A 12,891-nucleotide genomic window follows, 5' to 3' on the forward strand; every position below is an offset into this window, starting at 1 on the left:
AATGGATGAATAGTGTAAGGCCAAAGGAAATTGATATAAAGGAATACTTTGATGTAATTAAGAGTCGATTTTGGATTATTATTGTTTTTACTATTTTAACTACATCAGCTGGCTATCTATATCAGAAATATTATAACAATTATGTTCCTGTGTATGAGTCCTCTACGAGAATAATGCTTAATACAAAGGATGACTTGAGTACGTTAGCAGTTATGATTGATGATCCAACTGTTTTGGCAAAAGTAATTAATAATTTACAACTTAATATTTCTAAAGACACTCTAGCAAAAAAATTAAATGTGAAAAGAATAGGCGACTCAACTATTTTTAGTATTACAGTGCAAGATACCGATTCAACTATTGCTAAAAATATTGCGAATGAAACTGCAAAGTCATTTAAAGATGAAGTTAGTAATATATTAAATTTTAAAAACGTTCAATTATTAACTCCAGCAGAGGCAACTTCAATGCCAATTAATCAGCAAAGTAATAAAGTTATTATTTTTGCATTTGTGATGGGAATAGTAATTAGCGTTGCATTAATATTTTTACTAGACTCTTTGGATCAAACAATTAAAAGAAGAAGCGAAGTTGAAGAAATCTTAGGGGTACCTGTAATTGGCGTTGTTCCAAATATGAATAAGAAAAAGTTATTAACTGAGAAAAAGAAATATAAATTATTAAAAAACGAAGGTGAGAATGTTGATATTTAATAAAAGAAAACAAAACACAGCCTTTAAAAAAAGAAATCTAGTAACGTTTACAAACCCAAATTCAATTATATCTGACCAATTTCGAACAATACGTACAAATTTACATTTTTTAACTGAGGAAACAAAGAATAAGATCCTCTTAATTACTTCAACTGGTAAAGGTGAAGGAAATTCAACAATTAGCGCTAATTTAGCTGTATCGATGGCTCAGCAGAAAGAAAAAGTCTTATTGATAGATGCTAATTTAAGGGAAGCTTCAATCCATACAATTTTTAAATTACAGAACTATGTTGGATTAACAGATTTGTTAACAAAACGTTTAGAGCTTAAAGAGGTAGTAACAAGTACTGATTTTGAAAATTTGGATGTATTGACTAGTGGCACAATTAATTTTAATCCTGTAGAACTTTTGGCGAATTCAGCGGTTAAAGAGTTATTTAAAAAATTGATTACATCTTATGATATTGTACTTATTGATTCACCATCTATATTAGATTATACAGAGACAAGGGTACTTGCAAATCAATGTGATGGTGTAGTTTTAGTACTTAACCGTGGTAAAACTGAAATAGAGAAGACGAGTGAGGCCAGTAGAGTAATTGAGCTATCACACGGAAGATTAATCGGTGCAATTATAAATGAAAAGTAAGTAAAATTTTTATTATTTTGTTCTTAATTAAGAATAATGTTAAATAGAATAGTTTAGGTAATGTCTACTTTCCTTTATCAATGTAGGCACTCGATCATGCTGTGGGTTGAAATTTACCTTAGACGCAAGTCGTCAAGAGTGTGGTGTGAGGGTGGGTTGAATGCCCGTTTTTTATATAAAGTGTTTATTTATGTGCTTTTTTAAAAGAGTGCAAAAATAAGCACTTTATTAATACAGTATGGAGATGTGAATATGAAAAATAAGGATAGGCCATCTAAAACACTAAAGAATAAAATTAGATTGAATCAACAATTTGAACGGCTAAGTGAAGCTAGTTGGTTACCAAATAATAAAATAAAAGACGATGGAAGAAAAAAGCTTGAATTAAATAACGTAGGATGGTTTATGAGAGGAGTATTCAAGTGACTTATAGGCAAAGATTATCTCTATTTATAATTATTGATTCATGTATTGTACTCACATCCATTTTTATTAGTCGATTTTTAGTAGACGCAACAATTGATATTTTTATTAAACCTGTTTTTATAAGTTCACTTTTTCTTTTATTAAGCCATCATATTTTTTCATTCATTTTCAAACTTTATAAAAAGGCATGGGAATATGCAAGTATAGGTGAAATAATTATAATCTTTAATATTGTAACGTCTTCAATACTTACATCATTAATTATTCAGCAAATGATTATGCAAAAAACGTATTTCAGGTTATTTGCGGTTGCTTGGTTACTTCATATGTTATTAATAGGTGGTTCAAGATTTACTTGGAGGTTATATCGAGATTCATTCGTTAGAAAAAATATTATTAAGAAGAGAACCTTAATTATTGGTGCTGGCGCAGCAGGCACTATGGTTGCGAGACAACTTTTAAAGAGTAACGATAATTATAGTCATCTCCATCCTGTTGCTTTTATAGATGATAACGTAAAAAAACATCATTTAGATATATTGGGTATACCCGTCTTAGGAGGGGTTGATAAAATTGAAAGTGTAGTAAATAAGTATTCAATTGAAAATATTATTATCGCCATTCCTTCTTTACGTAAAAAAGAGTTAAATATTATCTTTCAAGAATGCTCTAAAACAAACGCTAGTACTAAAATACTACCAATGTTAGAAGATCTAATTACTGGTAAGGTTTCAGTCAATCAATTCCGTGATGTTCAAGTAGAGGACTTATTAGGAAGGGATCCTGTTGTAATGGATATGGGGAGCATTTCTGAATCGATTAAAAATAATGTTGTATTAGTTACAGGAGCGGGAGGATCAATCGGTTCGGAAATATCGCGACAAATTTCTAATTTTAATCCGAAACAATTAATTTTACTTGGACATGGCGAAAATAGTATTTATTCAATTGAAATGGAACTAAAGAATAGTTTTAAGGATTCTAGTACTGAATTTATTACAGAGATTGCTGATTTACAAGACGATAAGAAAATGATGTCAATTATGGAACAATATAGTCCGGATGTTGTCTACCATGCAGCAGCACACAAGCACGTACCTTTAATGGAGCGAAATCCGGAGGCAGCGATTAAAAATAATATAATTGGTACGATGAATGTTGCTAAAGCTGCTAGCTGGCATTGTGTAAAAACATTTGTCATGATTTCAACTGATAAAGCTGTCAATCCAACAAGTGTAATGGGTTCAACAAAAAAACTTGCAGAAATGATTATTCAAGATATGGATAAAAATAGTGATACAAAATTTGTAGCAGTTCGATTTGGAAATGTACTAGGTAGTAGAGGGAGTGTTATTCCACTATTTAAAAAGCAAATCGAAAATGGAGGCCCTGTTACTGTTACTCACCCTGATATGGTGCGTTATTTCATGACAATTCCCGAGGCATCTAGGCTAGTAATACAAGCAGGAGCATTAGCAAAAGGTGGCGAAATCTTCGTATTAGACATGGGCGAGCCGGTGAAAATAGTAGATCTTGCTAGAAATTTAATTTTATTATCAGGTAATTCACTTGATGATATAGAAATCGAATTCTCAGGAATGAGACCAGGGGAAAAACTATTTGAGGAATTGTTAAAAAAAGAAGAAATTCATGAAGAACAAATTTATCCGAAGATTTATATTGGAAAAACAACAGATTTGCGCATAAGTGAAATACATGAAATTATTAATAACTTTTCAGATTTAGATAAAGATGATCTTAGAGAAAGATTATTGAATTTGGCTAATAATAGAGTTATTTCTCAAACGAATGTTACAATGCAAATTTTAAATTAAGGGAGAAAAAAATGAAAATTAAAAAAGCAATAATACCTGCTGCTGGATTAGGAACTAGATTTCTTCCAGCAACAAAAGCAATGCCAAAAGAGATGTTGCCAATTGTAGATAAACCTACTATTCAATATATAGTTGAAGAAGCTATTGAATCAGGAATAGAAGATATTATTATTGTAACCGGAAAAGGAAAAAGAGCGATTGAAGATCATTTTGATAATTCATTTGAATTGGAACAAAACCTATTGGAAAAAGGTAAATTTGAATTATTATCAGAGGTTCAGAAATCATCAAAGATGGTAGATATTCATTATATTCGTCAAAAGGAACCAAGGGGCTTAGGTCATGCGATTTGGTGTGCACGCAAATTTATAGGTGATGAACCATTTGCAGTGTTATTGGGCGACGATATTGTTAAAGCCGAAACACCATGTTTAAAGCAGATGATTGGGCAATTTAATCGGTATAATGCTTCTATATTAGGTGTACAAACTGTAAATGAAGCTGAGGTTTCTAGATACGGTATTGTTGACGGAAGTTTAATAGATAATCATTTTTATAATGTTCACAGTTTGGTAGAAAAACCAAAGCAAGAAGAAGCTCCTTCAAATTTAGCGATTTTAGGTCGCTATATACTAACGCCGAGAATATTTGATATTTTAAGTAATCAGAAGCCAGGGGCTGGAAATGAAATCCAACTGACTGATGCAATTGCTGAACTTAACAAACAAGAAGCAGTTTATGCTTATGAATTTGAAGGAACAAGATACGATGTAGGCGAGAAATTAGGTTTTATTAAAACTACTCTTGAGTTTGCTCTTAAAAGAGAGGACTTGAGAAAAAATGTTCTAGATTATTTAACGGAACTAATGAAAAAAAATTAATTAGCGGGTCAAATGATTAGAAAATAATGTTGATAGGTGAAAAAAATGAAAAAAAAGGTGCTTTTTTGTGCAACTGTGGATTATCATTTTACGGCATTTCATATGCCATATATAAAGTGGTTCAAGGATAATGGCTGGGAAGTACATATAGCTGCAAATGGTGAAAACAATATTCATTATGTGGACAAAAAGTTTAATCTACCTATCCAAAGATCGCCTTTTAATTTTAAAAATATAAAGGCACTAAAAGACCTTAAAAATATAATAGATGAAAATAATTATGAGATTATACATTGCCATACACCTATGGGAGGGATACTTACTCGCCTTGCGGCTCGTAAGTCCAGGGTTAAAGGAACAACAAAATTGATCTACACAGCACATGGATTCCATTTTTGTAAGGGTGCTCCAATATTAAACTGGCTATTATATTTTCCAATTGAAAAATTCATGGCTCCCCTATCAGATTGTTTAATAACAATTAATAAAGAAGATTATGAGTTATCAAATAGAAGTTTTAATGTTAAAAGAATCGAACATATTCATGGAGTTGGGATAGATACAGGGGTTTTTAAGCCAATTGATGAATTAAATAAAAAAGTAATACGAGAGTCGTTTGGATATCAGCCAGATGACTTTTTGCTTTTTTATGCAGCAGAATTTAATAAAAATAAAAATCAACAATTTCTACTTCATTCATTGTCCTTAATAAAAGACGAATTGTCGAATGTAAAACTTCTACTAGCTGGTGAAGGTGCTTTACTTACTGAATGTAAACAGTTAGCAAATCAACTTGGAATTTCACATATGGTAGATTTTTTAGGTTTTAGAAAAGATATTAAAGAACTTCTGCCTATTTGTGACGTTGCAGTTGGCTCTAGTCTACGTGAAGGTTTGCCGGTCAATATAATGGAAGCAATGTCTTGTGGCTTACCAATTATAGCGGTAGATAATCGGGGGCATAGAGAGCTTGTAACGAACAACAAAAATGGATGGCTTGTTGAGAGTAATGATTTCACGGGTTTCTCAAGCGCCATAAAAGACCTTGTTAAAAGTAAGGGTCTCAAAGAGAGGCTTGGGTCTAATAGTAGAAAAATCATTATGAGAAAATATAGCATTGATAAAGTAATATTGGAAAAAAGTGAGGTATATAAGAGCTATATGAAGGAAATGGAGGATAAAATGTGGGCAACCCTTTAAGAATCTTACATACCGTTGTTAACATGAACAGAGGTGGCGCGGAAACATTAATAATGAATTTATATCGTAATATTGATCGAACGAAAATACAGTTCGATTTTTTAACGTGTAATGAAGGGGCATATGACTCTGAAATAATTGCAATGGGTGGAAAGATTCATAGAATTCCATATATAACGGACGTTGGTCATTTAGGTTATATAAGAAAACTAGATAAGTTTTTCAGGCTAAATCCAAATTATAAAATCGTCCATTCTCATATGGATAAAATGAGTGGCTTAGTTTTAAGGGCAGCAAAAAAAGCTAATATACCTACGAGAATTGCCCATAGTCATAATACAGAAAGTGAAGGTGGATTGGCATCACAGGTTTACAAATGGTATGTAGGTAAATACATTGAACCCAATGCTACTCATTTATTTGCTTGCTCGGAGTCTGCAAGTAGGTGGTTATTTACTAAACGTTCTAATGAATCTCTAATCCTAAAAAATGGAATTGAAAGTGAGAGGTTTCAATTTTCATTAAATTTAAGAAAACAAATTAGGGATCAGTTAAATATCTCAGACAAAGCATTTGTACTTGGCCATGTTGGAAGATTTAATCAACAAAAAAATCATCTATTTTTACTAGAAATTTTTGCTTCACTATTAAAAAAAATGCCGAATGCAGTTCTAATCTTAGTTGGAGGGGGTTCCCTTCAAGCTAAAATAGAATCGAAAATAAAAGAACTTCAAATAGAGAAAAATGTAAAGTTACTTGGTATTAGAGATGATATTCATAAACTTTTACAAGCAATGGATGTATTTGTTTTCCCATCTTTGCATGAAGGTTTACCCGTAACGTTAATAGAAGCACAAGGTGCAGGTTTATCTTGTATTATTTCAGATGCGATTACAACAGAAGTGGATATGGAGATGGGACTAATTCAATACTGTTCTTTAAATGACAGTGAAAAATGGGTTGAGAAAATCTTGAAAGAAGCAAAAAGAAATTTTAATAGAGGAAATGCGGAGAGTGCATTGATCCAAAGAGGATATGATATTCGCAAAATAGCGGAGAATACCCAAAAGACATATATCTCGTTAGGGAGGTAGGATATGAAGAAGTTAACTGTATTTACTCCAACATTCAATCGTGCATACTGCCTTCACAAATGTTACGAGAGTTTAAAGAATCAAACATGCAAAGAATTTATCTGGTTAATCATTGATGATGGTTCAACTGACAATACTAAAGAATTAGTTAAAGGTTGGATCGAAGAAAATAAAATTGAAATTATGTATTATTGGCAGAAAAACCAAGGAATGCACGGTGCTCATAATACCGCTTACCAGAAAATTGTCACAGAACTTAATGTCTGTATTGATTCAGATGATTATATGCCTTTAGAAGCGGTTGAAAAAATTATTGAGTACTGGAATCAATTTGGTAACGATAATGTGAGTGGAATTATTGGGCTAGATGCATATTCAGATGGGAAAATTATTGGTACACAGTTGCCGGTTAATAGAAAACAGACTAGGTTATTTGATTTATATAATAAATTTGGCGTAACTGGTGATAAAAAGCTTGTATATCGGACTGAGTTAACAAAAGAATTTCCATATCCACTATTTAAAAATGAACGTTATGTTGGTCTAGCATACAAATATCACATGCTTGATAAACAATACGAAATGCTATTAATGAATGAAATTTTATGCCATGTAGAGTACCTTGCAGATGGATCATCGTTAAATATGTTAGGTCAATATATTAAAAATCCGAATGGATTTGCGTTTTATAGAAAAGAAATGATGAAATTGCCCTTTGCAAGTCAATTGTTTAAATTCAGACAAGCCATTCATTATGTTTCTAGTAGCATTATGAGTAGAAACTGGAGTTTTTTAGACGAGACGCCTAAAAAATTTTTAACAATCTTAGCGATTCCATTTGGGATAACTTTATATATTTATATTACGACAAAAACAAAAGCCGCCTAAAAAGTGGTTTTGTTTTTTGGAAGGATATTGGTATGACTATATTTTGGTTCAATTTAGCAATTGTATTTGTTTTTTCATTCATGGCACGAGTAGCCTCAAGGGCCAGCATATCTAGCACCGCAACTTTATCATCAGTCTATATAAAACCTAATAAAACGTTGGCGTTTGTTGCATTAGTAACTCTAGTTTGCGTATCGGGACTTAGATCAAATATTGGGGATACATATGCATATGTGGATATCTATAAAAGACATAACTTTACATGGAACTATATTTTAGAGTCTAAGGATATTGGATTCGGCGTTTTGCAAATGATTTTAAAATATTTTTCTTCAAATCCTCAAATATTGTTAATTACAACAGCGATTATCACGAATGTATTGGTTATTTTTACATTGTATAATTACTCAAGAATTTTTGAATTGAGCGTTTATGTGTATATAACTGGTGGGTTGTTTCTGGTCTCCATGAATGGAATCAGACAAGTACTTGCTGCCTCCATTGCTTTTGCAGGCATTCGACTTTTGCTGGAAGGTAGTTTTAAACGCTATCTACTCGTTATATTACTTGCTTCTTTATTCCATCAAACTGCACTTATTTTAATTCCAATTTATTTTCTTGTGCGTTTTAAAGCATGGTCAAAGGTTACAATCGCCTTATTGTTATTTTCAATCGTATTCATTATTGGATTTAATCAACTATCAACTTATTTGTTTAACGCAATTCAAGATACCCAGTATGCAGTCTATAAAAACTTTCAAGAAGGTGGAGCTAGCATTATAAGAGTTGCAGTAACCTCAATACCGCTATTAATTGCTTTTATGGGAAGAGAGAAGTTAAGAGAAATGAATCCAAAGAGTGATATTGTTGTCAATATGGCTTTACTTGGATTTGTCTTTATGCTTATTTCAACGCAAAATTGGATATTTGCAAGAATTTCAATTTATTTTAGTTTTTATCAACTAATTTTAATTTCATGGATTGTGAAATTATTTAGAGTAAGAGATCAAAAGTTAATCTATTATGGCATAGTAATTTGCTACTTTTTTTATTATTACTATGAAAATGTAATTAGTCTGCAAATACAATATTTCAGCAATTATATTAATTTAAACTGGTAAAAGTGATCGTTTTTTAGTCTTTTATAGGAGGGAAAATAAATGGCAATTCTTGTAACTGGAGGAGCAGGATATATAGGGAGTCACACTTGCGTAGAGTTATTACAAAGTGGCAATGAAATTATTGTTCTAGATAACTTTTCAAATAGTAAGCCAGAAGCATTGAAAAGAGTGTCAGAGATAACGGGTAAGTCATTTAGAACATATAATATTGACCTATTAAATAGAGGTGAGTTAGAAAATATATTTTCTCAGAATAAAATATCGGCTGTCATCCATTTTGCTGGACTTAAAGCGGTAGGCGAATCAGTCCAAACTCCTATTAATTACTATTATAACAATATTACAGGAACGATTAACCTTTGCGAGATGATGAGAAAATATGAAGTGAAAAAACTTGTTTTTAGTTCTTCTGCCACAGTCTATGGTTCAACAAATGAATCACCGATACCAGAGAGTAGTATATTAGGTGCCTCTAATCCATACGGACGAACTAAGCTTATGATTGAGGAATTCCTTAGGGACTTATACGAATCAGACCATACTTGGAGAATAGCATTATTGAGATATTTTAATCCGATTGGTGCACATCATAGCGGTTTAATTGGTGAAGATCCAAATGGTATTCCGAATAACTTAATGCCGTTCATTTCACAAGTAGCAGTAGGGAAATTGGAGCAATTAAATATTTTTGGAAACGACTATCCAACAATAGACGGCACAGGTGTGAGGGACTATATTCATGTGGTAGATTTAGCAATTGGTCATATTAAAGCACTTAAAAACTTAGAAAACAACACTGGAATTGAAGCATATAACATTGGTACAGGCACTGGCTATAGTGTTCTAGAAATGATTGAAGCTTTTGAAATAGCATCTGGTAAAAAGATTCCTTATAGAATTAAAGAGAGACGTCCTGGTGATGTTGCAGTTTGTTATGCGAATCCAACAAAGGCTATGCAAAAACTTGGCTTTACAGCTACTAAAGGAATTCATTTAATGTGTGAAGATACATGGAGATGGCAAAAAAATAATCCGAACGGATATACTGAAGAGATTGAACAAGTTACAGTGCAATAATGCAGTGTTTTTTTTGTTTGGGAGGAAAAAATGGAATCAATTAATTTATCACAACAACAATTAATAGATATTCTAAAACTCTTTTACTGTAGAGGAAGCCTATCGAGTTAACTAAATACGATTGATGTTATAAATGATATGAAAAAACGATCTTAATGATTGTACAAACAATTTAGTGGAAACGAAGTAATTAATTTTTAGGAGTAAACTAAAAATGAAGAGAGTAATAGATTTAGGATTTTCAATAGTAATATTGCTGTTGCTATCGCTACCTCTAATAGTCGTAGCAATTTTTGTTAAATTAAATATGGGTGCTCCTATATTATTTACTCAACAGCGCCCTGGTTTAAATGGTAAACCATTTTACTTGTATAAATTTCGGACAATGAGCGATTTGCATGATTCAGAGGGAAACCTCCTATCGGATGAATTACGCTTAACTGCTTTCGGGAAGTTTTTAAGAAAGTATAGTATTGATGAGTTTCCACAATTAATCAACGTGGTTAAAGGGGAAATGAGTTTAGTCGGACCTAGACCATTTTTAATGGAATATCTATCTTTATATACAGAAGAACAAATGTTAAGACATAATGTAAAGCCTGGGATTACAGGTTGGGCCCAAGTAAATGGACGCAATTCACTTACATGGGAGGAGAAATTTAAAATGGACGTATGGTATGTGAAAAATAAAAATCTCCTTTTAGACTTAAAAATCCTCATTAAAACAGCCATTAAAGTTATAAAGAAAGAAGGAATTTCACAGGAGGGGCAAGTGACAATGGAAAAATTCACTGGTTCTAATGAAGTGATGTAATATGAAGATAATTATTTTAGGTAATGGGGGACATAGCAAAGTTATCCAAGACATCATTTACTCAATAAAGGGAAATGAGATTATTGCTATATTAGATGACAAATATAAGGCTGAAAAACATGAGAGTGGGATTATATATGCTCCATTTGTTTCTCTCAAAAAATTCCTAGATCAAGACACTAAATTAGTCATTGCAATAGGAGACAACAAGCTTAGAAAAAATATAGTTAGTTCAATTAATATTAAAAAAGAACAGTACTTAACAGCTGTTCATCCTTCAGCGGTTGTTAGCACTACGACTAGAATTGGATACGGAACAGTGGTCATGCCGAATGTGGTTATTAATGCACAAGCGCAAATTGGCGACCATTGTGTAATTAATACTGGCGCAATAATTGAACATGATAATCAAATCGGTGACTATACGCATGTCTCTCCAAATGCTACTTTAACAGGAAACGTTTTAGTTGAAGATGGTGCACATATTGGGGCATCAGCGACTATTATTCCTGGAATTAAAGTAGGGTGTTGGTCAATTGTAGGAGCGGGTTCTACGGTTATTCACGATATTCCATCTCTTAGTACAGTAGTAGGCTGCCCGGCTAGAATTATTAAAAATTTAAATTTATAGATTAAATTTTTCGAAAAGGTGGTAAGTGAATTGACCTTATCAAGAATTTATTTATCTCCTCCTCATATGAGCGGAGAGGAGATAAAGTATATACAGGAAGCATTTAATACGAATTGGATTGCACCACTTGGACCCAATGTCGATGGATTTGAAAAAGATATTATTAATTATGTAGGAGCCAATGAGGCGTTAGCTGTTAGTTCGGGAACAGCTGCAATTCATTTGGCTCTTTCTTTATTAAATGTCACAAAAGGCGATAAGGTATTTTGTTCCAGTCTTACCTTTGTGGCTAGTGCTAACCCAATAATCTATCAAGGGGCCAAACCAATATTTATAGACTCGGAGCCCGATACATGGAATATGTCACCAAGAGCACTTGAAAGAGCATTATATGACGCTTATTTAGAGGGAACCCTTCCAAAAGCAGTAATCGTTGTTAATCTATATGGACAAGTTGCAAAAATGGATGAAATTCAATCGTTATGTGCCAGGTACAATATACCTATTATTGAGGACGCTGCTGAATCACTAGGTTCTACTTATAAAGGAAGAGTTAGTGGTACTTTTGGTCATTTTAGTATTTTTTCCTTTAATGGAAATAAAATTATTACGACATCTGGTGGCGGAGCACTTGTCTCAAATAATACTGAGTTAATACAAAGAGCAAGATTTTTAGCGACTCAAGCTAGGGATGATGCGCGACATTACCAACATAGCGTAGTTGGTTACAATTATAGGATGAGTAATATTTTAGCAGGGGTTGGCAGGGCTCAATTACAAGTATTAGAGGAGCGAGTTGAAACTAGAAGAAAGATTTTTCAACGCTACTTTGAGGAGCTAAGGGATTTACCAGGTCTAACTTTTATGCCAGAGTTAGCAAATACACGCAGTAACCGTTGGCTTACGGCATTAACGATTAAAGAAGAAGAATCCAAGCTATCGGTAAATAATCTATTAGATGTATTAGAAGAAGAAAATATTGAAGCAAGACCAGTGTGGAAGCCATTACATATGCAACCTCTATTCAATGGAGTTCGTTATTATTCTCACGAAGAAAATAACCATGTTGCAGAGAGGTTGTTCAAAACTGGAATTTGTTTACCTTCAGGATCGAATCTATCGTTTGATGATCAAAGTAGAGTAATAAGCTGTATCAAAAAAGTATTTTATAAAGTAGCTTGTAGGGAGGGCATTCTATGAAGGAACAGCCGAGGTGCCAAAAATGATAGGAAAAAACATTCAGGAAATTCGTATCAAAAAGGGACTTACTTTATCAGAACTTGCAGAAAAAGCTAATATTTCTAAGTCTTATTTAAGCAATATTGAGCGTGAATTAAACGATAATCCGTCTATTCAAGTTGTAGAAAAGATTTCGAAGGTATTAGGAGTTGATTTTAGAACATTACTTGGGACTAATAAAGAAAATAATAAACTCGAAAATGACTATATTGACCTTATAAAGGAATTAGTTGAAATTGGCATTGGAAGAGAAGAATTAAGAGAATATAAAAAAGTATTTGAATTCGTGAAATGGAAAAACTCTAAAAACTATTGATAAGAAA

General features: G+C 32.5%; 14 protein-coding genes. All 14 read left to right on the forward strand.

Going from position 1 to position 12,891, the window contains the following annotated elements; all coding sequences use genetic code 11:
- Positions 1-5: 5 nt before the first annotated feature.
- Positions 6-713 (forward strand): YveK family protein, encoded by a 708-nt coding sequence (locus tag ACFVRR_RS05080; RefSeq protein WP_387325413.1) that lies wholly within the window; start codon positions 6-8, stop codon positions 711-713.
- Positions 700-1,362, forward strand: coding sequence for a CpsD/CapB family tyrosine-protein kinase (locus ACFVRR_RS05085; RefSeq protein WP_387325416.1), 663 nt, complete (start codon positions 700-702; stop codon positions 1,360-1,362). Before ACFVRR_RS05080 ends, ACFVRR_RS05085 begins: the two co-directional genes overlap by 14 nt.
- Before the next feature lie 252 nt (positions 1,363-1,614).
- The gene (locus ACFVRR_RS05090) at positions 1,615-1,788 is read left to right on the forward strand and encodes a hypothetical protein (RefSeq protein ID WP_387325419.1); all 174 of its coding nucleotides are present in this window, start codon (positions 1,615-1,617) and stop codon (positions 1,786-1,788) included.
- A complete protein-coding gene (locus ACFVRR_RS05095) occupies positions 1,785-3,623 on the forward strand; it encodes a polysaccharide biosynthesis protein (protein ID WP_387325421.1) in 1,839 nt (612 codons plus the stop codon). The genes ACFVRR_RS05090 and ACFVRR_RS05095 overlap by 4 nt, the downstream gene beginning before the upstream one ends.
- Positions 3,624-3,634: 11 nt before the next feature.
- Entirely contained in the window at positions 3,635-4,504 is an 870-nt protein-coding gene (galU, locus tag ACFVRR_RS05100; RefSeq protein WP_387325424.1) for a UTP--glucose-1-phosphate uridylyltransferase GalU, read from the forward strand.
- 45 nt (positions 4,505-4,549) lie between these two features.
- Positions 4,550-5,704: a glycosyltransferase family 4 protein gene (locus tag ACFVRR_RS05105; RefSeq protein WP_387325427.1), complete on the forward strand. Its 1,155-nt coding sequence runs from the start codon at positions 4,550-4,552 to the stop codon at positions 5,702-5,704.
- Entirely contained in the window at positions 5,689-6,798 is a 1,110-nt protein-coding gene (locus tag ACFVRR_RS05110; protein WP_387325430.1) for a glycosyltransferase family 1 protein, read from the forward strand. Before ACFVRR_RS05105 ends, ACFVRR_RS05110 begins: the two co-directional genes overlap by 16 nt.
- Before the next feature lie 3 nt (positions 6,799-6,801).
- Positions 6,802-7,686 carry a glycosyltransferase family 2 protein gene (locus ACFVRR_RS05115; RefSeq protein WP_387325433.1) on the forward strand — a complete coding sequence of 295 codons (885 nt, stop codon included), beginning with the start codon at positions 6,802-6,804 and terminating at the stop codon, positions 7,684-7,686.
- A gap of 32 nt (positions 7,687-7,718) precedes the next feature.
- Positions 7,719-8,807 (forward strand): EpsG family protein, encoded by a 1,089-nt coding sequence (locus tag ACFVRR_RS05120; protein WP_387325436.1) that lies wholly within the window; start codon positions 7,719-7,721, stop codon positions 8,805-8,807.
- A 39-nt stretch (positions 8,808-8,846) separates the two neighbouring features.
- The gene (gene galE / locus ACFVRR_RS05125; protein ID WP_387325439.1) at positions 8,847-9,884 is read left to right on the forward strand and encodes a UDP-glucose 4-epimerase GalE; all 1,038 of its coding nucleotides are present in this window, start codon (positions 8,847-8,849) and stop codon (positions 9,882-9,884) included.
- Positions 9,885-10,098: 214 nt separating this feature from the next.
- Positions 10,099-10,698 carry a sugar transferase gene (locus tag ACFVRR_RS05130; RefSeq protein ID WP_387325441.1) on the forward strand — a complete coding sequence of 200 codons (600 nt, stop codon included), beginning with the start codon at positions 10,099-10,101 and terminating at the stop codon, positions 10,696-10,698.
- Position 10,699: 1 nt separating this feature from the next.
- Entirely contained in the window at positions 10,700-11,329 is a 630-nt protein-coding gene (locus tag ACFVRR_RS05135; RefSeq protein ID WP_387325444.1) for an acetyltransferase, read from the forward strand.
- An 18-nt stretch (positions 11,330-11,347) separates the two neighbouring features.
- Positions 11,348-12,529 carry a DegT/DnrJ/EryC1/StrS family aminotransferase gene (locus ACFVRR_RS05140; RefSeq protein WP_387325447.1) on the forward strand — a complete coding sequence of 394 codons (1,182 nt, stop codon included), beginning with the start codon at positions 11,348-11,350 and terminating at the stop codon, positions 12,527-12,529.
- 22 nt (positions 12,530-12,551) lie between these two features.
- Positions 12,552-12,884 carry a helix-turn-helix domain-containing protein gene (locus tag ACFVRR_RS05145; protein WP_387325450.1) on the forward strand — a complete coding sequence of 111 codons (333 nt, stop codon included), beginning with the start codon at positions 12,552-12,554 and terminating at the stop codon, positions 12,882-12,884.
- Positions 12,885-12,891: the final 7 nt, after the last annotated feature.

Origin of the sequence: Gottfriedia sp. NPDC057948, assembly GCF_042887255.1 — a bacterium.
Taxonomy (GTDB): domain Bacteria; phylum Bacillota; class Bacilli; order Bacillales; family Bacillaceae_G; genus Gottfriedia.